Consider the following 21,432-nt stretch of genomic DNA (forward strand, 5'->3'; position numbering starts at 1 on the left):
CCGTGATCTCCCCCGCGCTGCGCCGGCTCTTCGAGGATCCGCCCCGGGACTTCGGCCCCACTCCCCTGTGGTGGTGGTCGGGCGCGAAGGTCACCCGGGAGCGTCTGGCGTGGCAGTTGCGCAGATTCGCGGACGGCGGCGTGCACAACCTCGTCGTGATCAACCTCGCCCCGGCCGGCCCGAGTTTCGGCGCCCCGGCCGACAACCCGGCGTGGTTCAGCGAGGAGTGGTGGGAGCGCTTCATCGACGCCTGCGAGATCGCGGCGGAACTCGGCACCCGGCTGTGGTTCTACGACCAGATCGGCTTCTCCGGCGCCAACGTCCAGGGCGGCGTCACCCGGCGGCACCCCGAGGCCACGGGCCGGGCGTTGCGCGCCCGTGCCACGGCCGTCTCCCGGGGCACGGTCGCCCTGCGGAACTCGGAGACCCTGCTGGGCGCGTACGACCGCGACGGCCGTCGTCTGTCCGCCCTCGCGGAGGACCGGGCCTCGACCGCCCGGGTCGCCGCCGCCGACGGCACCGAGGTACGGCTCGTCACGGCCGTTCCCACGGCGTTCGACTACCTTGACCCGCACGCCGTCGGACTGCTGATGGACGCGGTCCACCACGAGTACGACCGGCGTGTGCCCGAGTACCTCGGCAACGTCGTCGCGGGCAGCTTCCAGGACGAGCTGCCGGGCACCAACTTTTGGAGCCGCCGTTTCGCCGGGGAGTTCCGCGTCCGGCGCGGCTACGACCTGCTCGACCACCTGCCGGACCTGTTCGGTACGGACGTCACCGCCCGAGCGGCGAAGGTCCGGTCCGACTACCACGCGGTGCGCGCGGAACTCGCCGAAGAGGCCCTGTTCCGGCCGCTCGCCGCCTGGCACCGCGAACGCGGCCTGCTCCTGGGCTGCGACCAGGCCAATCCCGCCCGCGCGGGCTGGCCCGTCCAGGCGACGCAGCTCTACACCGACTACTTCCGCACCCACCGCTGGTTCAGTGCCGCCGGAAGCGACCACCACGGCGACGCCAAGGTCCACTCCTCCCTGGCCCACCTCTACGGCCACGAGCGCGTGTGGATCGAGGCGTTCCACTCCTCCGGCTGGGGCGGCACCCTGGAGGACACCTACGACTGGCTGCTGCCGTTCCTGCGCCGCGGGGCCAACCTGTACAACCCGCACGCCAGCTACTTCGGCACGGCGGGCGGCTGGTTCGAGTGGGCGCCGCCGTCCACGGACTGGCGTCAGCCCTACTGGAAGCAGTACCCGGCGTTCTCGCGGGCCGTGGCCCGGATCTGCTCGCTCATGTGCTGGGGGAGCTACGCGGCCGACGTGGCGGTCCTGCATCCCACGGCCACCATGCAGGCGCTCGTGCCGCTGGACGCGCCCGTCCAGCACTTCGGCGACGGCAAACTCGGCAACGGTCTGGCCGACGCCGACGAGACCCAGCGGCACTACCTGGACCTGTGCGGCACCGACAACTGGCTCCACCCCCACGTCGGTGCCCTGGACCGGCACGGCGTCTGCTTCGACATCGTCGACGACGACTCGGTCCAGCGCGCCGAGACCGCCGACGGAGCTCTGCGGATCAGGGACCTGGCGTACGGCGTCGTGCTGTTGCCCTCGGCGAGCGTGCTGGAGGAGGAGACGGCGCGCCGGCTGACCCGGCTGCTCGACGCGGGCGGACGGGTGATCGTCGTGGGTCGACCGCCCGCGACGGCCGCCGGTCTGGCCGGTGACGACGCCGTCGTCGCGGCGCTACTGGCGCATCCGCGGCTGGAGCGGGTGCGCGACGGCGAGGCGGGCGCCGCCGCGGTGACCGGCGGATACGCCGTGGGCGAGGTGCCGCTGCTGGTCCGGCGGAAGGGCCGCGAGGCGATCGCCCTGGTGACGGGCGCGTGCCCCGACACAGGTATGCCCGATCCGCACGCCGGTCCTGCCGGGCCCCGGACGGAGTACGTCGCCGATCCCGCGCGCTACGCCCGCGTGTCGTCGGTTACCGTACGGGCCCCGGTCGCCGAGGCCGAGGTGTGGAACCCGGCGACCGGCGACCGGAGTCCGGCGCGGGTCACCGTCTGCGGTGAGGGCGTCTCCACCGTCGAGGTGCCGCTGGACGGCGCGCCCGCCGCCCTCGTCGTCTGGCGCGAGGGAGCACCGGCGCGTACGGCGGCCGGGCCGGCGGAGTCGGTGGAGGCCGTCGACGTCTCGACCGGCTGGCAGGGCCGTCTGGTGCCCACGCTGGACAACACGTGGGGCGATCTGGCGCTTCCGGCGGGGGTGTCCGTGGCCGAGCCGCAGATCTGGGACATGCGGTGGACGCAGGACGACGCTCCGGGCGCGGAGTGGGCGCCGGCCCGGGTGACCTACGGCGGCCGGGTCCGCGTGCTGCCCCCGCTCCCCCGCTCCCGGGCGCCCGAGCCGCTGGACGCCGCGTCCGTCGCACGGATCCTGGCCGGGGAGCTGCCGCTCGTGCCACCGGACGCGGGATGGGAGGTCGCGGTGCACTCACCGAGCCGCGGGATCCCGGATCCGGACGGGCTGCTCGGCACCAAGGGCCTGGTGCCCGAGGAGTTCGTCCGGGTGCCGGTACCGGGCACCGGGCGGGTCGCGCGGGTCCGGGCCGTCGTGGAGAGCGGCCATCGGGGGGCCGCCGACCTGCACGTCGGTGCGGAGGCGGTCAAGCGCGTGTGGTGGAACGGTGAGCGGCTGGACACAGGCGGCGGATATCTGGCCTCCGCCCGGGTCACGGTGGAACGGGCCCGCAACGTGCTCGAGTACGAACTGTCCGAGGCGCAGGACCGGCCCCTGGCGATCTCGGCGACCGCCGGCACCCCGCTGGGCAGCTTCTTCTGCCTGTCGGAGCCGGACGACGGATTCACACGGCGTCCCCGCTTCATGCGGCTGCCCGACGGAGTGCGGCCGCAGGGCCGGGTGACGTACCGCGCGCGGCTGCGGCTGCCGCGCGACGGTGCCCGGGCGGTGCTGGTCGTGGGGGCCGCGACGGCGGTCACCGTGCTGCTCGACGGCGCCGTCGTGGCGCGGCAGGAGAAGGTGGAGTACTACGAGGCGGACTGGGGCGCGGTGCCGATGTTCTTCCGTCACGAGCTGAGCCCGGGCGCGGGCGAGCACGTCCTCGACGTCGTGACCGACGGGATCCGCTCCCGGGACGCGGTGTTCGTCGACCTCGTGGCGCGGTCCGGGCCGGCCGTGACCGACCTGGTCAGCGGCGCCGGCTGGGAGGCGACGGCGGGCGCGTGGCGGGGACGTACCGTCGAGGACGAGGTCAGGCGGGGCGAGGTGCGGCACTGCCACGCCGCCGTACGGCCGCATCCGTTGCCTCGGACTGAGTGGCTCGGCGGGCCGCCGGAACTCGGCCGCGCCGTCCTGCCCGTGCGGTGCACCGACGAGGTGCGCCAGGCACCGCAGCGTTTCCGCTTCACGGTGCCCGCGGGCACGGTGTCCCTCGCTCTGCCGCTGGCCCTGCCCGCACGAGTGCGGGTCGGGGACGGCGAGGCCCGGCCGATCGACGGCGAAGTGCTGACCCTCGATCGACCGCTGGGCCGTGCCACGGAGGTGGAGGTCGTCACCGTGCCCACGTCGGCCCTGCGGGGCGGCTCCGCCTGGCGCGGGCCGGTGCGCGTGCGTACGGAACCGGCGCCGTTGCCCCTCGGGGACTGGCGGTCCCTGGGACTGGGCAGTTGGAGCGGCGGTGTGCGCTACACGCGTGCGCTGCAGGTGCCGACGGGGCCGGACCCGGTGCTGGATCTGGGGCGGGTGCGGGGCAGCGTGGAGGTGGCGGTGGACGGGGAGCCCGTCGGTGAGGCGTTCTGCGCGCCGTACCGCTTCGCGCTGCGCGGGACCGCCGGACGCACCGTCCGCGTCGACGTGACCGTCCGCAACACCCTGGCGCCGTATCTCGCCGCGGCCACGCCGACCGCCTGGGCCTTCCCGTCCCAGCTCCTGTCGGGCCTGCTGGGGCCGGTGACCCTGCGGCTGGCGCGGACCGACCCGGACGTCCCGGGCTCGACGAGCTAGGCGTCGGCCGGTGGCCGCGTGGAGTCCCGCACCACGAGGGCGGGTGCGAACACCCGGGTCTCGTGGGTGTGTTCGGCGCGCGCCTCGATCTCGTCGAGGAGCATCTCGACGGCCGCCCGGCCGAGCTCCTCGACCGGCTGGCGGACCGTCGTCAGCGTCGTCGCCCCGAAACTCGCGATGTCCAGGTCGCCGTAGCCGACCACCTGGACGTCCTCGGGGATGCGCACGCCCCGCTCGGTCAGTCCGCGGCACAGGCCCGCCGCGAGGAAGTCGTTGGTGCAGAACACCCCGCCGGGCAGGTCGTCGAGCTGGTCGGCGATCTTCGCGCCGTACGCCACCGTCATCTCCTCGGCGACGACCTGGTCCAGCCGCGCGCCGCGCCGGCTGCGCACGGCCTGCCGGGCGCCCTGGTACCGGTCGGCGCACTGGCGTATCCCGCGCTCGCCGTTGACGACGAGGACGTCGAGCGCCCCGCGGTCCAGCAGGTGTTGCACGGCGATGCGTCCGCCGGCGACGTCGTCGACGGAGACGGAGCAGCCGTCGCGGTCCGGCATCTCGCGGTCGGCCAGGACCAGCGGGATGCCGCGTTCGCGCAGCCGGGTCAGCCGGCCCGGGTCGGCACCGAGCGGCACGACGACGACACCGACGGCCCGCTGCTGGACGAGCATGGTGAAGTAGCCCTGCTCCCGTTCCGGGGCGTCTCCGCTGTGGCAGAGCACGAGGGAGTAACCGTGGTCGTAGGCCGCTTCCGCCGCGCCCCGTGCGATGCGCGAGTAGAACGAGTTGGCCACGTCGGGCAGCACCAGGCCGATCGAGGAGGAGTGCCCGGTGCGCAGCCCGGCGGCTCCCGGGTGGGGGACGTAGTCGAGGGCCGCGACCGCGTCGCGGACGCGTGCGGCGGTGCGGGCGTTGACGCGCTCGGGACGGTTGAGGACGTTCGACACCGTGGACACCGAGACGCCCGCCGCGGCGGCGACGTCCTGAATGCGGGCGGGGCGAGCCGGAATGGCGTCCACCCCCTCGCTGTGGCAGCCGTGCGACCAGGCACGACAGTGGTCCTCTTGGGCGACGCAAGTATAGCGTGGCCGTGTGTAAAACGATTTGAGCGTCGGTCTGTCGCCGCGGTGCGGAGGGGGCCGGGCCGAACCGGCCCCCTCGGTCGGTCAGTCGCGGGTCAGCGTGACCGTGTACTCCCGGGTCCGGGTGCCGTCCTCGCTGCTCACCACGACGTGGTGCACGGTCCTGCCCTGCGAGGGGCCGTCCTTGCGGACCGTCACGGTCGCGTAGGGGTCGCGGGCCGTCGCGGTGACCTGGGCCCGCTCCGGGTGTGCGGTCGTCACGCGGTAGGCGGTCGTGTCGGGGTCGAACCCGGCGACGGGGGCACCGGCCACCTCGATCATGGCGGCCGCGGCGTCCGAGGAGACGCCGGGGGTTTTGGCGTACACCTCGATCTCGCCGACGGTGATGTAGCCGCCCGGACGGGCCGTCATGACCACGCGCACGCCGGTCACGGGCCCGCCGGCGCGCACCGGGACGTCGGCGACCGGTGTGCCCTCGGTGCCGACGCCGACGGTGCCGCTCGCGTCGGCCCAGGTGCCGTCGGCGCCGCGCGCCTGCACCTTGAGGGACTGCGGAAAGCTGGTGTTGGCGCCGTCCCGGTGGAAGTGGGTCACGACCCGTGTCACGTCGCGCGCCGCCGGCAGGGTGAAGGTGATGGTGTCGGAGGGGTTCTTCGTGCCGGACCTCCAGTTCGACCAGGCCTTCTCCGTGAGGTCGCCGTTGCGCAGGCCCTCGGCGGAGTAGCCGCTCTCGGTGAACGTGGCGCCGACCGTCACGTTCTCGTCGAGCGCCGCGTTGGTCTCCCGGGGTTCGGTGACCTGGACGCGTGCGGTGGCGGGCACGGTGGTGCCGCCGGGGACGTCCGCGGTGCCGCGCAGGGTCACCAGCCCGGCATCGTCGAAGGCGCCGTCGGGCGCCGGGTCCCAGGTCACCGGGAGGTCCGGGGCGCCGCCGTGCCGGCCGACGCCGACGACGGTGGCGGGCAGTTCGGGCCGTCCCGAGGTGTAGGTCTTGGCGCGGGCGGGGAGGGTGGCGGCGATCGTGTCCACGGTGACGACCGCCTCGGCGCGGACCGTGCGGCCGCGTGCGTCGGTCGCCTCGCCCTTGACCCGTACCGTTCCGGGCTGCCGCCAGCGTGAGTCCGGCGGGAGGGTCCACACCACGGGCCGGGCGCCGCGGGCGCCGTCGCGGAAGACGGGTGTGACGGTCTCGGGCAGTCGCGGCGCCCGGCCGGGCACGGTGAACGCCTCCGCCGGTTCCGTGCGCAGCACCGTCTCGTCGACCACACTCCACCGCTGGTTGGCGTTGGAGGTGGGCAGGAAGGCCGACACACGGGCGCCGTCCGCGGTGGACTGCCCGGCGACGTCGAGCAGCCGGCCGGTGGCGGCGTTGACGAAGGTCCAGCTGCCGTCCCCGGTCGTCGACATGATCCACTGTGCTGCCGCCGTGGACTCGCCCGGGTCCTCCAGGACGGCTTGGTCGTCGCGCACCGCGAGGCGCCTGCCCGTCGCGACGTTGACTAGGGCGTGGCGTTCACGGTTGCCCTCGCCCCGGGTCAGCTGCCGCACGGACCACAACTGGGCCTCCGCGTCCGGGTCGTCGGTGCGGATGACGACCGTGTTGCCGTCGTCGGACGGGGCGAGGGACTTGCCGCTCTGCGCGCCCCGCAGCCGGTACACGTGGTCGCGCTGGATCAAGGCGGCGTCCTTGGCCGTGCCCGAGACCCCGTCGACGAGGAAGCTGGTCACCGACTTCGCGGGGACGGTCAGCGTGGCGGAGGCGCCGGTCACCTTCACCGGCGTGCCCCGCACGAGCGCTCCGTCGGCGCTGGTGACCACGGGGGTCACGGAGGCGCCCGGCGCGACGTGCCGGAACCGGGAGAGGTCCAGGGTCACGGCGCGCGGGATCGTGCCGTTGTTGACGTGCACCACGGTCGCCGCGCGGCCGGACTTGCGTACGGCGGCGACGCTCGACCGGTCGTCGACCTTGACGAAGTGGTCGCCGGGGCGGATGTGGTGGGTGAAGTTGCGCAGGGTGTGGAACTTGGTGTTGGCGCGGATCGGGCAGGTCTCCAGGGTGTCCGCGGCGGTGCAGTTGAACGGGATGTGGATGCTGCCCCAGTTCTTCCCCGCCTGCGCCTGTGGGATGGAGTCCTCGACGGGCTGCCACAACACCCAGGCGGACGGCTCCAGTTCACGCATGTCGTCGACGATGCGGGTGGCGATGCCGAGCCCCGGCTCCATGCCGGTGAAGTCGGTGCCGGTGCCCCAGGTGCCCTCGACCTCGCTCATCCAGAACGTCTTGTCCGCGGCCTTGGCGCTGTCGCGTGCGCTGGTGCGCATGCCGGTGCCGTAGGTGTGCACGTTCAGCTGGTCGACGGCGGCCCGGGCCTGGTCGCCGTAGGCGTTCCAGTTGCGTACGAACGTGCTGGGGTTGGTCTCGTCCATCGCGGAGACGGTGGCGCGGGTGCGGGCGTCGTCCAGGGCGCGGCGCAGGGCCAGGACGACCTTCTGCTGGAGCTCCGGCCCGGCGTGCGCGCCTTCCTGACGGCCGCCGGTGGGCTGGCCGTCGGCGCCGATCTGGGTGCCCCAGTAGTTGGTGTTCGGCTCGTTGAGCGGGGCGATGGTGTCGAACCGGATGCGGTGCTTGTTCTCCAGGTGCTCGGTCACCCTCACCAGGTAGGTGGCGAAGTCGTCGACGCGGTCGGCCCGGATCTGGTCCGTGGTGGCGTCGAAGCCGCCGGACACGTAGCCGCTGACGGTCTGGAACCACGGCGGCGAGTTGCTGAACGCCTCCCAGCGGGTCACCTTGTCCTTGATCCGGTCCACCCACCAGCGCTGGTTGGCGTCGGCGGACCAGTCCCAGTGGTCCGGGTCGTCCGGGTTCCACCAGTCCGTGTCGTCGCGGGTGGTGCCCTCGGGCGCCTTCCAGAAGCCCTCCATGGTGGCGCCGACCTTCATGTAGTCCTTGCGGACGTCGGGGGCGTTGCCGCCGCCGATGTTGTAGCGCGCGATGTTGAGGCGCAGGCCGTCGGCGCCGAACAGCATGTCGGCGAGCTTCTCGCGGATGGGGGCCGGGTAGCCGCCGGTGATGTTGGCGAACCACACCAGGCTCGTTCCCCAGCCCTCGAACTCCTGCTGCCGGTACGACGGGTCGATCCGTACCGTGACCGCGCTGCCGGGCGCCTCGGCGGCGGGAACAGCGGCAGCGGCGGGAGGTACGGCCATGAGGCCCGCGCCGAGCGCCAGTGGAACGGTGACCGCCAGCGCCCGGACGAGGCGATGTCTGCTGGACATGGATTCCCTTCGGAAGGCCCTTGACCGAACGATCGAACAGAACCGCGCATAACCAATCGAGTTTCCCGAATGTTTTAGGACGGTAATCAACACGTCAAGAGGCAGGGCGAGTTCACTGCCCCCCCCCCCCGCGCGACCGATGCTCCCCTCCGGGCGGGTTCTGCAGGCCCGGCCCGGCTCGCCCCACCAACGGCCTTATAACGCCCTTCTGCTCACCTCACGCCTCTCGTACCGTCATTGCCGTTTGAACTGGGCATGACGATGGAAGGGTCTTCATGGGCAGAGGTCTGCTTTCGCTGGTTCTCGCCGCGGTCACCGGCGCCGCGCTGCTCACGGCCCCGGCGGGCGCCGCACCGCCCGGCCCGTCCGCCGCACCGCCCGGCCCGTCGGACGTGTACCGGCCGGTCCGTGGTCCGGCCGCCCCAGCGGAGTACCGCTACCTCCAGAAGACCCTGCCGGGCCAGTCGATTCCGCGCCACGCCCATGACCTGGCCGCGGCGCAGGCCCGGGAACTGCCCGTGGTGGGCGGGCGTTGGAAGAACGTCGGCCCCACGAACATCGGCGGGCGGATCGTCTCCCTCGCCCTCGACCCGAAGCGCGCCGACACCCTGTACGCGGCGGCGGCCAGCGGCGGGCTGTGGCGCAGCACGGACGCCGGGCAGACGTTCCACTCGGTGTGGCCCGACAGCCGGACCCAGGCGATGGGCGCGGTCGCCACCGCCCCGGACGGCACGCTGTACGTGGGCACCGGCGAGCCCAACCCGGGCGGCGGAAGCATCACGTACGAGGGGACGGGGCTGTACCGCAGCAGGGACGGCGGCCGGACCTGGACGCCGCTCGGCCTGCGCGACTCCGGGGCGATCAGCGCCATCACCGTCGACCCCGCCGACCCCCGCCGTATCTACGTCGCCGCGGCCGGATCGCTGTACAACGGGGGCGGCGACCGGGGCGTGTACCGCTCGCGGGACGGCGGCGCCACCTGGGAACGGATCCTGGCCGGGGCCAACGAGTTCACCGGCGCCACGGAGATCGTCCTCGACGGCGACCGGCTGTACGCCGTGCTGTGGGACAAGCGCCGCCGCCCCGACCTGCGCACGTACGGCGGTGCCGGCTCCGGCGTGTTCCGCAGCACCGACGGCGGCGAGACCTGGCAGCGCCTGGGCGGCGGCCTGCCCGCGCAGGGCCCCGACGTGGGGCGCATCGGCCTGGGCGTCGCGGGTGACAGACTGTACGCCCTCGTCAACAGGGCCGGGGGCTCCTTCGAGGGCTTCTACGCCTCCTCCGACGGCGGCGACAACTGGACCCGCACCCCGGACCACAAGGCCCTCGCCGACTCGCAGTCCACCTTCGGCTGGTGGTTCGGCAAGGTGTGGATCGATCCGCGGAACGCCGAACACGTGCACGTGGCCGGGGTCGCGCTGCTGACCACGAAGGACGGCGGCGCCACCTGGAGCGCCGACGACACGAGCATGCACGTCGACCACCACGCGATGGTGTGGGACCCGCGCCGCCCTGGCCGGGTCTACCTCGGCAACGACGGCGGCGTCTACCGCTCCGACGCCGACGGCGACGGCGGCTGGGTCAAGTCCCGCCACCAGCCGTACACCCAGCTCTACAGCGCGGCGATCACCCCGCAGGACGTCACCCGGATCTCGGGCGGAGCCCAGGACAACGGCTCACTGCGCTCGTGGGGCGGGGAGCGGTTCAACGAGTACCTGGGCGGTGACGGCGAGGAGAACCTCATCGACCCGACCGACGTGAACCGCGTCTTCGCCTGCTACCAGTACGGCAACTGCTTCCGCTCCACCGACGGCGGCGACACGCTCACGTACTTCGCCGACCGGACGGCGTACCAGCGCCGCAACTGGTTCACACCGATGGCCTTCGACCCGCGTGACCCGAAGGTCCTCTACTACGGCTCCGAGGTCCTCAACCGCTCCACGGACGGCGGCGAGACCTGGCGCCCCATCAGCGCCGACCTGACCGGCGGCCCGGGCGCCGACCCCCTCTACGCCAACTACGGCACCATCACCTCCATCGCCCCGGCGGCCGACGGACGGACCGTCTACGTGGGCACCGACGACGGCCGTGTCTGGGTCACCAGGGACCTGGGGGCCACCTGGACGAAGCTCGCCGAGGGCCGTCCCTGGGTGACCCGCGTGCTCGTCGACCCGAGGAACCCCGACCGGGTCTGGACCACGCACTCCGGCTACCGCTCCGGGGACCCGCTCCCCCACGTGTACGGCAGCTCCGACGGCGGCAGGCACTGGCGGAACCTGTCGGGCAACCTGCCGGCGGCGCCCGTCAACGACCTGGTCGCCACCCGCGGCGGACTCCTCCACATCGCCACCGACCAGGGCGTGTTCACCTCCGCCACGGGCGGCGGCCGCTGGCTGCGCCTCGGCCGTGGCATGCCTCAGGTACCGGTCGACGACATCGAGTACGACGCGCGCCACCACCGCCTGGTCGCCGCGACGTTCGGCCGGGGCTTCTACGAACTCACCACTGCGTGAGCGGGATGCCCGGGCCACGGGGTGGCCCGGGCATCCGCAGCAGGTCCCGGCGCCGCCTCGCTCTGGTGCGGCGCTTCCCACCCTTCCGGCCGCTCAGGCCCGCAGCGGGTTGTAGCGCGCCGCCGCCATGAGGTACCAGGCGGTCGCCCCGGCGTGACGGTACGGGTAGTAGCCGAAGCCGAAGCCCGTGTCCAGCGGGCTGCTCGCCGACACCACTCCGCTGCGCTCGGGAACCGCCCCGCCGCCGAGGGTCTGACCGGTGCCGAGCAGGTCCTGCGCCCGCTCGAGCGAGGCGATCAGACGCCGGGCGCGCTCCTGGTCCCCGCGTGCGCGGCGGTCCCGCAGGGCGAGCGCGAGGTGGGCGGTGCCCTCGAACCACACGGCGTTGCGGTCCGGCTTGGGCTGGGACTCGGCGATCGGCACGTCCTCGTTCGCCAGGAGGCTGGCCGAGCTGAAGGTGACGCCCTCGTACGACTGCCCCGGGGGCACCGCGCTGTTCCTGCGGTCGGCGTGGTCGAGGACGGCCAGCTCGGCCGCGCACCAGTCCAGCGAGCGGGAGTAGGCGCGGGTGCGGGAGGCGAGGGCCAGGTGGGTCCAGGTCTGGGTGTCCTCGGGGATCGGCGACTTGTTGATCGTCACGCCGTCATTGGTGCCGGTGTAGAAGAAGCCCCCGGTCGGCTCCCACATCCGCTGCACGAAGGCTTCGGCCCGCGCGCGCCGCTCCAGCCACACCCGGTCCCCGGTGAGCCGGGCCAGTCGTCCGAAGAGGCAGATCAGGTCCGTGTTGTGCTCGGTGGAGGTGAAGGGGAGTTTTTCGCCCGCCCCGTTGACACCGAACTTGTACCCGCCGAGCGGTTCGTCGGTACGGGCCGTCCGCTCGATCCAGTCACCGATCCGCACGGCACCGGTGAGGAAGCGGCGGGCCCCGGTCCGGCGGGCAAGGGCGCTCAGCGCGATGCCCGCCCAGGCCATGTCGCCCACGGCCGTGCCGGTGAAGCCGAACTGCGTGCCCACGTTGGCGGTGCCGTCCGGCCGTACGAAGCCGTCGGGCTGCCGGGTGCCGTCGTAGAAGGTGTACGGCCCGACGTTGTAGGCCTGGCGGAGCCTGCCGTCGTCGTACACCGGGTCGTTGACCTGGGCGTAGAGCAGGGCGTCGCCGAGGCCCACGGCCCGGGACAGGCCGCCCGCGGAGCGCGCCGAGAGGAGCGCCAGGATCACGAGGGCGTTGTCGTAGGTGAACGCGGTGCTGAACAGACCGGCCTGGTCGGTGTAGCTCTGGGCCAGGCGGACGCTGCCGTGCTCGGGGTAGGCGTCCATGGCGGCGGCGAGAAAGGCGTGCCCCCGGGACGGGGCGGACGGCATGGCGGCGGGCGCCCCGGCCGCTCGTGCCACGCCGGAGCCCGCCACGGTGAGCGCTGCGGCACCGATACCGAGCCCGGTGCCGAGGAGCGTACGCCGGCTGAGCGCCGGGCCTTGTCTGCCGGTCATGGGACTCCCTTGGAGGTGGGTCGAGGACGCTGGACCTCGCGGGCGCCCTCGTCGTGAGAGCGCTCTCACGATCGCGCGCTCATTGTGCTGGTGCCCGCGTGGTGGGTCAACGGCCGTGCCGTACCGGGCTCTCACCGGTCACCGGCTGGACGGCTGAACGGCCCGCGTCTCGCCGGCGAGCCGTGCCGGCCGCCAGGCAGGAAACCCGGGGCGGAACCGACCACCGGCCACCGGCGCTCCGGCCGCCGGCACCCCCGCCTGCCGACTCTGCGCCCAGGATCGGCGCCCCCGCCTGCCGACTCCGCCCGCGGACCGGCACCCCGGCTGCCGGCTCTCGGCGCGGCTCGGCGCACAGGCCGGCGGGAGGCGTCCACCCGGACGCCTCCTCGGCGCGGTGAATCCCGCGCCGGCTCCCCCGCTCCCTCAGGACTGGTACGGCTGCTGATGCGGCTGCCCGGACATCTGACCGCCGTGGCCGCTCACGGCCTGCGCCTGCAGTTGCTCCGCCTGCTCCTTGGTCACCTTCTGCTCAGCGCCGCAGAACGTGCACTGCGTCGCGTACTTCGTCGAGAACGGGAACAGCGGCACGAAGAACAGCGTGAACTTCGTGACGCGCTTGCGGAGCGTATGCGCGGCGGGATTGCCGCACCGGCCGCACACGAGCGTGAGGATCGCGAGCTGGTACAGGTACCCCTTGGTGCCGAATATGATCATGTCGGTGGTCCTTCCCGGGTCGGCGCCTGTCGACACAGTGCCGGCGAGCGGCACGGTGCCGTCACCGATCACAGTCTCCTGCACCAGGGTGAACACGGGCGCCCGACCCACGCGCCCTCCGGGCCTGCGGCCCCCTTGGTAGGCTCGCCGTTCTGATCACTGACAGGCGGTGGCCGCCCGGCGGCACGGATCCTGCCCCCGGGAGCGGGCAGGCCGACGGAACGGCTGGACGAGGGGGGCTCCGTGCGGGCCATGACGGTTGCGGTGACCACGGCACTGACGTGCCTGCTGGCAGGCGCCGCGGGATGCGGGGCCGGCGGGACCGGCGGAATCGCCGGGGAACGGTCCGCCGACGAGCTGCTCGACGACGCCAACGAGACGATGCGGGCACTGGAGTCCGTCACCGTCCGCTCCACCACCGCGGCGGCGAAGGGCGGCACGATGACCAGGCGCTTCACGACCGACCTCGACAGCCGGTGCACGGCGAGGACCACGTGGTCCGAGGGCGGCACGCTGGAGCAGATCCGGATCGGCGAGACGGACTACGTCCGTCCGGACCGCGCCTATCTCCAGAGGTGGAACAAGAGCACGGCCACCGGCACCGAACAGAGGCTGTGGGTGAAGACACCGGCCGACGCCGAGCCCACCGACGGGCTCGTCTCCTGCGCCTGGCCCTTCGACTCCTTCGGCACGGCGACGAAGGGGAAGACCACCCGTGTCGACGGCAGGAAGGCCGTCGAGGTGAAGGTGACCGACAAGGCGGTCAAGGAGGGGACGTACACCTTCTACGTGGCCGGTGAGGGCAGACCGTACCTGCTCAGGACGACCTATGAGGGCAGCGATTTCCGCACCGTCACGTCGTTCAGCGGTTTCGACGAGCCGATGGACGTCCGGCCCCCGAAACCGGCCGAGGTACTGAGCGCGAGCGGGCCGGCCTCCGGCTGACGGAGGCCGGCCCAGTGGCGTGGTGGCGCGTGGCCTGATGGCGTGCCGCGACAGCGTGGGGGCCGCGCGTCAGTCCACGATCACCGTGTCACGAGGCACCGCTGTGGCTGACTTGGTGAGCGCGCCGCCGAAGTTCGCCTCGACCTCGGCCTTCTCGGCCGCGTCCGGGTAGGGGTTCTTGCAGGCGACTCCCGCCGTGGAGCCCGACATCAGGCTCGAACAGGGGCCGGGCTTGCGGTCCGGCAGTCCCAGGATGTGTCCGAGTTCGTGGGACGAGATGCGCACCGGGTCGTAGCCCTGGTCGACGGCCTGCCGGCCGATGTAGACGGTTCCGCTGCCCAGCGAGGTGGGCAGGGCGCGCGGCCAGCCGTTGTCCGCCAGGACACGGATGTTGGCGCGTTGTCCGGCGGTGGCCGGACGCAGTTCGACCGCGTCGACGCTCTCGTTCCAGATCGCCGCGCCACGGTCCACCGCGCTCCTGAACTCGGCGGAAGCGCCGGCGTCGTAGGTGAGCACGCGTGGCGCCGGTGCTCGGTCGGCGTCCTCGGGAGCGGCGGCCGTGGCCTGGCCGCCCGCCAGGGGGAAGGTGAGCGCCAGGGCGGCGGCCAGGGCACCGGTCAGCGTACGGACGTGCATGGTCGGCCTCCTTGTGGGGGAAGGCAGTCGTGCACATGACATTTGCTCGCTCCCTGCCCATCGGGAGCGGACGCCAATCCGTCAATCCGGCGGTCCTCCGGCCACCTGGTGGCCGGCCGTCGGCTCAGTCCGGCAGCGGAGCGGAGGTCGGCCGGCCCGGCCGCGTGCCCTCCAGGGGACAGTGGCATCCCCCAGGGTGATCGACCTCGACGCGTACGCGCCTCGCCACAGGGACGGTCCGCGGAAGTGAAGATCCGCAACGCCGGTGGCCGAGAGCGTCACAGGCAGGAGACGCGGACCGCGGCTCGTCGGAGGTGACCGCCGCGTGGGGCGGTTGGGGATGGTGCGGCGGTGCGGCCCGGTGGGGCGGGGACGGTGCGCCGGACCGGACGCCATCGGGAGGGCTTGACGGGGCGGGGGCCGTGTGCCCGGACCGGACCCCGTTGGGAGGGTTGACGGGGCGGGATGGGCTGGGCCTACTGGAAAGCGCGGCCACAAGCGCAACCAGGGGTGCGGGGAGGTCCACCCTCCGCCCAGACTCGGGGTCAGGGGTCCGATGGTGCGGCGTCGATGGGCAGTGGCGGTGGTGGCGTTGGCATCCGTGCTGTTGCTGCACCTGTTCGTCCCGAAAGGCGCGCCGGAGCAGAGCGCGGCGGCGGGGACCGCGGTGGCGGAGAACGCGTCAGCGGTGAGCCCCGGTGGGTGGAGCGGCCCGTCCGGCACGGAGGCCGAAGGGGCAGGGGACGCGTGCCCGGGCGAGGAGGGCGCCTCGGTCCGTGGCCTGGCGGCACGGTCGCCGAGGACCGGGAAGGCCGCGGGGGCCGTGCACCTGCCGGCCGGTTCCCCGGAGGGGTTGCCGATCGCGCGGTGCGGGAGCCGTGCGGACCTCGCCTCCCCATCGGCTGCGGGGAGTTCAGGAGCGCTGTGTTCCGGCCGCGGCGCGCCCGCCGCGTTGCAGGCGTTCCGCTGCTGAGTGACGGCCGTACCGACCAGGGCCTGCGCCGTGCGGACTGAGTGCTGACGGGTGCCGAGACGCGGTCATGAGCAGGCCTTCGTGTCCATCGTTCCCACGACTCGGGAGGCAGAGTTGCCCGGAAAGCACGTTCTCGTTCTCAGGCCGGACGAACTGACCGCGGACGACCACAAGATGTGGCGGGAGATCCGGACGGAGTCCGGAGCACTGGCGAATCCTTTCCTCGACCCGGTGTTCACCACGACCGTCGGGCAGGTCAGGCCCGGTGCCAGAGTGGGGGTGTTGCGGGAGGACGGTGCACCGGTCGGGTACTTCCCTTACGAGACAGGTCGGTTGGGGCAGGGCAGGGCCATCGGGTTCGGCGTTTCGGACCGTCAGGGGGCCGTCCTGCGCCCCGGCGTCAGGCTGGACGCCCGCAGGCTGTTGCAGGCCTGCGGGTTGTCGTCATGGGAGTTCGACAACCTGGAGGCCGGTCAGGGCCCGTTCCTGCCCTACGCGGCCGACGAACTCGCCTCGCCGGTCGTGGACCTCGGCGAGGGGTTCGAGGCGTACGCGCGGACGCTGCGTGAGAGGTCGGCCTTCCTCGGACAGGCCCGCGCCAAGGAGCGGAAGCTGGCCCGGCAGGTCGGCGAGGTGCGGTTCGTGTACGACTCCCGTGATCCGGAGGCGTTGCGGGCACTGATGGCGTGGACGTCGGCGCAGTACCGGCGGACGGGACGGCGGGACAGGTTCGCGCAGGAGTGGATCACCCGGCTGGTGGGGCTGCTCGCGAGGGGTGACGAGCCCGAGTGCCGTGGGGTGTTGTCCGTGCTGTACGCCGCCGAACGGCCCGTGGCCGCTCACTTCGGCCCACGTTCGCGCACTGTGCTGTCCTGGTGGTTTCCCGCGTACGACCGCGCGTACGGCAAGTACTCACCCGGGCTCGTGCTGCTGCTGCGCATGCTGGAGGCCGCCGCGGCCGACGGGATCCGCATGGTCGACCTCGGCAGCGGGGCGGCCCGCTACAAGGAGTCGTTCAAGACCCGTGACCTACGGGTGTACGAGGGCGCGGTGGTCCGGCCGGGACCGGGTGGTATCGCCTACCGTCTGCGGCGGGAACCGGCCCGCACCGCCCACCGCTTCGTACGCGACCGACCCCGCCTGGCCTCTCTCGCCGCGCGGACGCTGGCCGAGCTGGGGCGGCTGCGCGAGCCGCGCGGGTGACGCTGCAGCGGGCCGCGCGGGCGACGGCGTGTGTGTCAGTACGGGTGACTGTGTGTCAGTGGTGTCGGTGGGCGGGCGCGCGCGGGTGACGGTGGTGTCAGCACCGGGGATGGTGGGCGGGCCGCGCGGGTGACGGTGCGCGGAGCCCGCGGGTGACGCGGCCGGGACCGGGCTGGCCGCACAGCGACTGCTGCGGGAACGGTCCGCACCGCCCGCCGCTTCATCCGCGACCGACCCCGTCCGGCCGATCTCACCGCGCGGACACTGGCCGAGCTGCGGCGGCTGCGCGGGCCGCGCGGGTGACGGTGTGTCAGCGCAGGTGACGGTGCGCGGTCGGACGTCACGCCGTGACGTCCGACCCGTCCGCTCGACGGTCGGTGACCGAGAGGCGGGACAGCATGGTGCCGGTGCGGTACAGCTCGACGAGGAGCGGACGCAGGGCGTGTCCTGCGGGGGTGAGCGTGTACCGCGTGCGGACGGGGAAGCCCGGGAGCTTCTCCTGGGCGACGAGCCCGCGTTCGCGGAGCGTGTGCAGCCGCTCGGTGAGCACTTTGGGGCTGATCTCCGGGAGCCGGTCGCGCAGTGTGCCGAAGGAGTGCGGCGCGTGCAGCAGTTCGCGCAGCACCAGCGTGGTCCACCGGCCCGCGACGGCGGCCAAGGCGATCTCCACCGGGCAGTCCGGCTCCGGCCGGTCGGTGCGCCCGGCCGGCGAGGGCACCAGGTCGGTGTCCCACGCGTGACTTTCCGTTTGGTGAGCCACGCGACGACCGGCTTGCCTGTCGTCATGAACCTCGACACCGACTCCGCGCCCGATCATGGCTCCACTGTCGCCCTGACGTCCGACGCCGCGCAACACCCGGGCGTCTTCGCCGCCGCGTTCAACTCCGGAAGCCCGCTCGCCCTGGCCCGGGTCTACGACGACCAGGCGGTGTTCGTGCCCCGTCCGGGCACCTGCGTCTCGGGGACGGAGCTCACGGCCGCCAACTCCGCTTTCCAGTCACTGGGGTTGCCGATCCGCGTCCACCCCCGGCACACGTATGTCGCCGGCGACATCGCGCTGCTCGTCGTCGACTGGGTCATCGACGGCCGGCGACCGGACGGCGAGCACGTTCACCTGGAGGGAACCGCCACCGACGTCGCCCGCCGGGGCGCGGACGGCCTGTGGCGGTACGTCATCGACAACCCCTTCGGGACGTCGGCCCCGTAGCGCCGGTCGCCCGGGGCGCGTGGCGCGGCACGGATATTACTGAACCGTAACCTTCCGACTGCTACCCGGGGTAACGCACGTGTCAGTACGGTCCTGACAGTCCGTCTAAGAACGGTGCGAGGCCACGGCCGGACGAGCCGCGGCCTCGCGCGCCCGCCCCGGCCGGGCGGGAGTCAGCCATCGAGCCGCAGAGGAAGGCTCCGCCTCCCCCTCTCCCCAGGAGGTCCGCCATGCCCGCATCCCCCCGGCTGCTGGCCGCAGCCGTCACCGTGGCCGCATGTCTCGGCGCCCAGGCCGTCCCGGCCGCCGCCGCCGAGCCCGTGGTCTCCCGCGGCGTCACGATCCCGGCGTTCTACACCCCACCCGCCACCCTGCCCGCCCAGAACGGCGCCCTGGTGCGCAGCGAGCCGCTGCCGCTCGCCCTCAGCCTGCCCGGCATCGACGGCCCGCTGCCCGGCCGGGCCACCCGCCTGATGTACAAGTCCACGGACTCCACGGGCCGGCCGGTGGCCGTCACCGGCGCCTACGTCGAGCCCACGTCCGCCTGGCGCGGCACCGGTCCGCGGCCCCTGGTCGCCGTGGCGCCCGGCACCCTGGGCCAGGGCGACCAGTGCGCCGCCTCCCTGGGACTGCAGCATCCCGTTCTGTTCAACGGCCGGACGCTCTCCGTCGGGTACGAGACCCTGGCGGTCTACCGGCTCCTCGCCAAGGGCGTCGCGGTCGTGATCACCGACTACGCCGGCCTGGGCGCGACCGACCGGCTGCACACGTACGTCAACCGCGTCGACGAGGCCCATGCCGTCCTCGATGCCGTCCGCGCGGCCCGTTCGCTGAACGGCGCCTCGATCACCCGGACCTCACGGGTCGGGTTGTTCGGCTACAGCCAGGGCGGCGGCGCGACGGCCGCCGCGGCCGAACTGCAGCCCGCCTACGCGCCCGATGTCGTCCTGGCCGGTACCTACTCGGGGGCGCCGCCCGCTGACCTGACCGCCGTCACGGAGGCGATCGACGGCAGCGACCTGGCCGGCGCCCTGGGGTGGTCGGTGAACGGCTTCCTGCAGTCGGAGCCGTCCCTGCGACCGCTGGCGGACAAGCACCTCAACGCGGCGGGCAAGGCCGCGCTGAAGGACCTGTCGACCAGGTGCGTCGGTGACGCCCTCTTCGCCTACAACTCGGCACGCAGCACAGCCTGGACGACCGACGGACGCTCCCTCGGCGACATCATCGAGGCGGAACCTGCGCTGCGCGACTTCCTGGCCGACCAGCGCATCGGCACGATGAAGCCGAGCGGACCCGTCCGAGTGGCGACCGGCGTCAACGACGACCTCGTGCCGCACGGCCAGTCCCGCGACCTCGCCGTCTCCTGGTGCCACAAGGGCGCGGACGTCACCTACAAGCCCGTCGTCCTGCCCGACGCCGGGCGGGGGCTGCTGAACCACGTCGCTCCCCTGCTCGCCGACCAGGGCAGCGCCATCTCCTGGCTGACCGACCGGCTCGACGGAGAGCCGGCCACCTCCAACTGCGCCACCCTGCCCGCACAGCCCTGACGCGGAGCGGCGCGGTCGGGCGACCGGTACGGCGCGGTCCGATCCGGACCTCCGGGCCGCGCCGTACCGCCGGCTCAGCCGCCGAGTGCCGCCAGCACCACGGTCCTGGCCTCTTCCTGGACCCGGCGGAGGTGGTCGGCGCCCAGGAACGACTCGGCGTAGATCTTGTAGACGTCCTCGGTTCCCGAAGGCCGTGCCGCGAACCAGGCGTTGGCCGTGGTGACCTTGATGCCGCCGATGGGCGCGCCGTTGCCGGGCGCCTCGGTGAGGACGCCGGTGACCGCGTCCCCGGCCAGGGTGTCCGCGGTGACCTGAGCGGGAGAGAGCCGGGCGAGCAGGGCCTTCTCCTCCCGGGTCGCCGGGGCGTCGATCCGCGCGTAGGCGGGCTCTCCGAAACGCGCGGTCAGTGCCGCGTAGTGCTGCGACGGTGTCTTGTCGGTGACCGCCGTGATCTCGGAGGCGAGCAGCGCGAGGATGATGCCGTCCTTGTCGGTGGTCCACACCGAGCCGTCCCGGCGCAGGAAGGACGCACCGGCCGACTCCTCACCGCCGAACCCGATCGAGCCGCTGACCAGTCCGTCCACGAACCACTTGAAGCCGACGGGCACCTCGACCAGGTCACGGCCCAGGTCGGCGGCGACCCGGTCGATCATCGCCGAGGACACCAGCGTCTTGCCGATGCCGGTGCCGGCCGGCCACTGCTCCCGGTGGGCGTACAGGTAGGAGATGGCGGCGGCGAGGTAGTGGTTGGGGTTCATCAGCCCCGCGTCCGGGGTGACGATGCCGTGCCGGTCGGCGTCGGCGTCGTTGCCCGTGGCGATCTGGAAGCGGTCGCGCTGGTCGATGAGCGAGGCCATCGCGTGCGGCGACGAGCAGTCCATGCGGATCTTGCCGTCCCAGTCCAGCGTCATGAACCGCCATGTGGGATCGGTGAGCGGGTTGACGACGGTCAGGTCCAGGCCGTGCTGTTCGGCGATACGCCCCCAGTAGGCGACGGACGCGCCGCCCAGCGGGTCGGCGCCGATGCGCACGCCGGCCGCGCGGACCGCGTCCAGGTCCACCACATTCGGCAGGTCGGCCACGTAGGTGCCGAGGAAGTCGTAGCGGTGGGTGGTGGAGGCGGCGAGGGCCTGGGCGTAGGGGACGCGCCGGACGTCCTTCAGGCCGGCCCGGATGATCTCGTTGGCCCGGTCCTGGATCCAGGAGGTCGCGTCGGAGGCGGCGGGCCCGCCGCTCGGCGGGTTGTACTTGAACCCGCCGTCGGCGGGCGGGTTGTGGGACGGGGTGACGACGACGCCGTCCGCGAGACCGGTGCTGCGGCCGCGGTTGTGGGCGAGGATGGCGTGCGAGACCGCCGGGGTCGGCGTGTAGCCGTCCGCGCCGTCGATGAGCACCGTGACGTCGTTGGCGGCGAACACCTCCAGGGCGGTGACCTTCGCCGGCTCCGACAGCGCGTGGGTGTCGGCGCCCAGGAAGAGGGGGCCGTCGGTGCCCTGCTGGGCGCGGTACTCGCAGATGGCCTGGCTGGTCGCGGCGATGTGGTCGTCGTTGAACGCGCTCGCCAGCGACGACCCGCGATGCCCCGACGTCCCGAACGCGACCCGCTGTCCCGGATCTTCCGGGTCGGGGCGCAGCGCGTAGTACGCGGTGACCAGCCGGGCGACGTCGACGAGGTCTTCGGGACCGGCCGGCCTGCCCGCTCGCTCGTGCTGCATGTGCCCGCTCCTCCGTAAGGGGTGATCCTTCGCTTGCGGTCACATCATTCCTCGTCAGGGCACCGGCGCACGAGTGGGCCGGCCTCCTCGCCCCACCCGGGCCCGGGAGTGCGCGTCCGC

At 73.2% G+C, this 21,432-nt stretch carries 13 protein-coding genes; 6 read left to right on the top strand and 7 right to left on the bottom strand.

Going from position 1 to position 21,432, the window contains the following annotated elements:
• Positions 1 to 2 precede the first annotated feature (2 nt).
• Positions 3 to 4,016, top strand: a complete 4,014-nt coding sequence (locus ACFPZJ_RS30335) for a glycosyl hydrolase (protein WP_381028205.1) — start codon at positions 3 to 5, stop codon at positions 4,014 to 4,016.
• On the opposite strand, the gene ACFPZJ_RS30340 is transcribed toward ACFPZJ_RS30335, so the two are convergent.
• Both ACFPZJ_RS30340 and ACFPZJ_RS30345 read right to left on the bottom strand, forming a co-directional pair.
• On the bottom strand, positions 4,013 to 5,032 hold the full coding sequence (locus ACFPZJ_RS30340; RefSeq protein WP_381028208.1) for a LacI family DNA-binding transcriptional regulator: 1,020 nt from the start codon (positions 5,030 to 5,032) through the stop codon (positions 4,013 to 4,015). The two genes, ACFPZJ_RS30335 and ACFPZJ_RS30340, sit on opposite strands and share 4 nt — an antisense overlap.
• 147 nt (positions 5,033 to 5,179) lie before the next feature.
• A complete protein-coding gene (locus ACFPZJ_RS30345; protein ID WP_381028210.1) occupies positions 5,180 to 8,371 on the bottom strand; it encodes an RICIN domain-containing protein in 3,192 nt (1,063 codons plus the stop codon).
• A 275-nt stretch (positions 8,372 to 8,646) separates the two neighbouring features.
• Between ACFPZJ_RS30345 and ACFPZJ_RS30350 the strand changes: the two genes are divergently transcribed.
• Positions 8,647 to 10,884: a WD40/YVTN/BNR-like repeat-containing protein gene (locus ACFPZJ_RS30350; protein WP_381028213.1), complete on the top strand. Its 2,238-nt coding sequence runs from the start codon at positions 8,647 to 8,649 to the stop codon at positions 10,882 to 10,884.
• 93 nt (positions 10,885 to 10,977) lie between these two features.
• Here the strand turns inward: ACFPZJ_RS30350 and ACFPZJ_RS30355 are convergent, their stop codons facing one another.
• The gene (locus tag ACFPZJ_RS30355; protein ID WP_381028215.1) at positions 10,978 to 12,372 is read right to left on the bottom strand and encodes a YyaL domain-containing protein; all 1,395 of its coding nucleotides are present in this window, start codon (positions 12,370 to 12,372) and stop codon (positions 10,978 to 10,980) included.
• A gap of 423 nt (positions 12,373 to 12,795) precedes the next feature.
• Positions 12,796 to 13,086 (bottom strand): zinc-ribbon domain-containing protein, encoded by a 291-nt coding sequence (locus ACFPZJ_RS30360; protein ID WP_381028365.1) that lies wholly within the window; start codon positions 13,084 to 13,086, stop codon positions 12,796 to 12,798.
• Between the two features lie 252 nt (positions 13,087 to 13,338).
• Between ACFPZJ_RS30360 and ACFPZJ_RS30365 the strand changes: the two genes are divergently transcribed.
• Positions 13,339 to 14,031 (top strand): hypothetical protein, encoded by a 693-nt coding sequence (locus tag ACFPZJ_RS30365; RefSeq protein WP_381028217.1) that lies wholly within the window; start codon positions 13,339 to 13,341, stop codon positions 14,029 to 14,031.
• A gap of 69 nt (positions 14,032 to 14,100) precedes the next feature.
• On the opposite strand, the gene ACFPZJ_RS30370 is transcribed toward ACFPZJ_RS30365, so the two are convergent.
• On the bottom strand, positions 14,101 to 14,667 hold the full coding sequence (locus ACFPZJ_RS30370; protein WP_381028220.1) for a snapalysin family zinc-dependent metalloprotease: 567 nt from the start codon (positions 14,665 to 14,667) through the stop codon (positions 14,101 to 14,103).
• Positions 14,668 to 15,754: 1,087 nt separating this feature from the next.
• On the opposite strand from ACFPZJ_RS30370, the gene ACFPZJ_RS30375 reads away from it, so the two are divergent.
• Positions 15,755 to 16,843: a GNAT family N-acetyltransferase gene (locus ACFPZJ_RS30375; protein WP_381028221.1), complete on the top strand. Its 1,089-nt coding sequence runs from the start codon at positions 15,755 to 15,757 to the stop codon at positions 16,841 to 16,843.
• 340 nt (positions 16,844 to 17,183) lie between these two features.
• Here the strand turns inward: ACFPZJ_RS30375 and ACFPZJ_RS30380 are convergent, their stop codons facing one another.
• Positions 17,184 to 17,561 carry a winged helix-turn-helix transcriptional regulator gene (locus tag ACFPZJ_RS30380; protein WP_381028223.1) on the bottom strand — a complete coding sequence of 126 codons (378 nt, stop codon included), beginning with the start codon at positions 17,559 to 17,561 and terminating at the stop codon, positions 17,184 to 17,186.
• Positions 17,562 to 17,627: 66 nt separating this feature from the next.
• Here ACFPZJ_RS30380 and ACFPZJ_RS30385 point away from each other — a divergent pair, with 66 nt between their 5' ends.
• Entirely contained in the window at positions 17,628 to 18,050 is a 423-nt protein-coding gene (locus tag ACFPZJ_RS30385) for a YybH family protein (protein ID WP_381028226.1), read from the top strand.
• A 230-nt stretch (positions 18,051 to 18,280) separates the two neighbouring features.
• Positions 18,281 to 19,597, top strand: a complete 1,317-nt coding sequence (locus ACFPZJ_RS30390; RefSeq protein WP_381028228.1) for a lipase family protein — start codon at positions 18,281 to 18,283, stop codon at positions 19,595 to 19,597.
• 74 nt (positions 19,598 to 19,671) lie between these two features.
• Here the strand turns inward: ACFPZJ_RS30390 and pgm are convergent, their stop codons facing one another.
• On the bottom strand, positions 19,672 to 21,312 hold the full coding sequence (gene pgm, locus ACFPZJ_RS30395; protein WP_381028231.1) for a phosphoglucomutase (alpha-D-glucose-1,6-bisphosphate-dependent): 1,641 nt from the start codon (positions 21,310 to 21,312) through the stop codon (positions 19,672 to 19,674).
• Between the last annotated feature and the right edge of the window lie 120 nt (positions 21,313 to 21,432).

Origin of the sequence: Streptomyces bullii (genome assembly GCF_042657145.1) — a bacterium.
GTDB classification, from domain to species: Bacteria; Actinomycetota; Actinomycetes; order Streptomycetales; family Streptomycetaceae; genus Streptomyces; species Streptomyces bullii.

Bases quoted from the DNA above. Each gene is read 5' to 3' on its own strand.
- ACFPZJ_RS30365 (WP_381028217.1), top strand. From the start codon at position 13,339: ATGACGGTTGCGGTGACCACGGCACTGACGTGCCTGCTGGCAGGCGCC.
- ACFPZJ_RS30370 (WP_381028220.1), bottom strand. From the start codon at position 14,667: ATGCACGTCCGTACGCTGACCGGTGCCCTGGCCGCCGCCCTGGCGCTC.
- pgm (WP_381028231.1), bottom strand. From the start codon at position 21,312: ATGCAGCACGAGCGAGCGGGCAGGCCGGCCGGTCCCGAAGACCTCGTC.
- ACFPZJ_RS30360 (WP_381028365.1), bottom strand. From the start codon at position 13,086: ATGATCATATTCGGCACCAAGGGGTACCTGTACCAGCTCGCGATCCTC.
- ACFPZJ_RS30350 (WP_381028213.1), top strand. From the start codon at position 8,647: ATGGGCAGAGGTCTGCTTTCGCTGGTTCTCGCCGCGGTCACCGGCGCC.
- ACFPZJ_RS30355 (WP_381028215.1), bottom strand. From the start codon at position 12,372: ATGACCGGCAGACAAGGCCCGGCGCTCAGCCGGCGTACGCTCCTCGGC.
- ACFPZJ_RS30385 (WP_381028226.1), top strand. From the start codon at position 17,628: ATGAACCTCGACACCGACTCCGCGCCCGATCATGGCTCCACTGTCGCC.
- ACFPZJ_RS30390 (WP_381028228.1), top strand. From the start codon at position 18,281: ATGCCCGCATCCCCCCGGCTGCTGGCCGCAGCCGTCACCGTGGCCGCA.
- ACFPZJ_RS30345 (WP_381028210.1), bottom strand. From the start codon at position 8,371: ATGTCCAGCAGACATCGCCTCGTCCGGGCGCTGGCGGTCACCGTTCCA.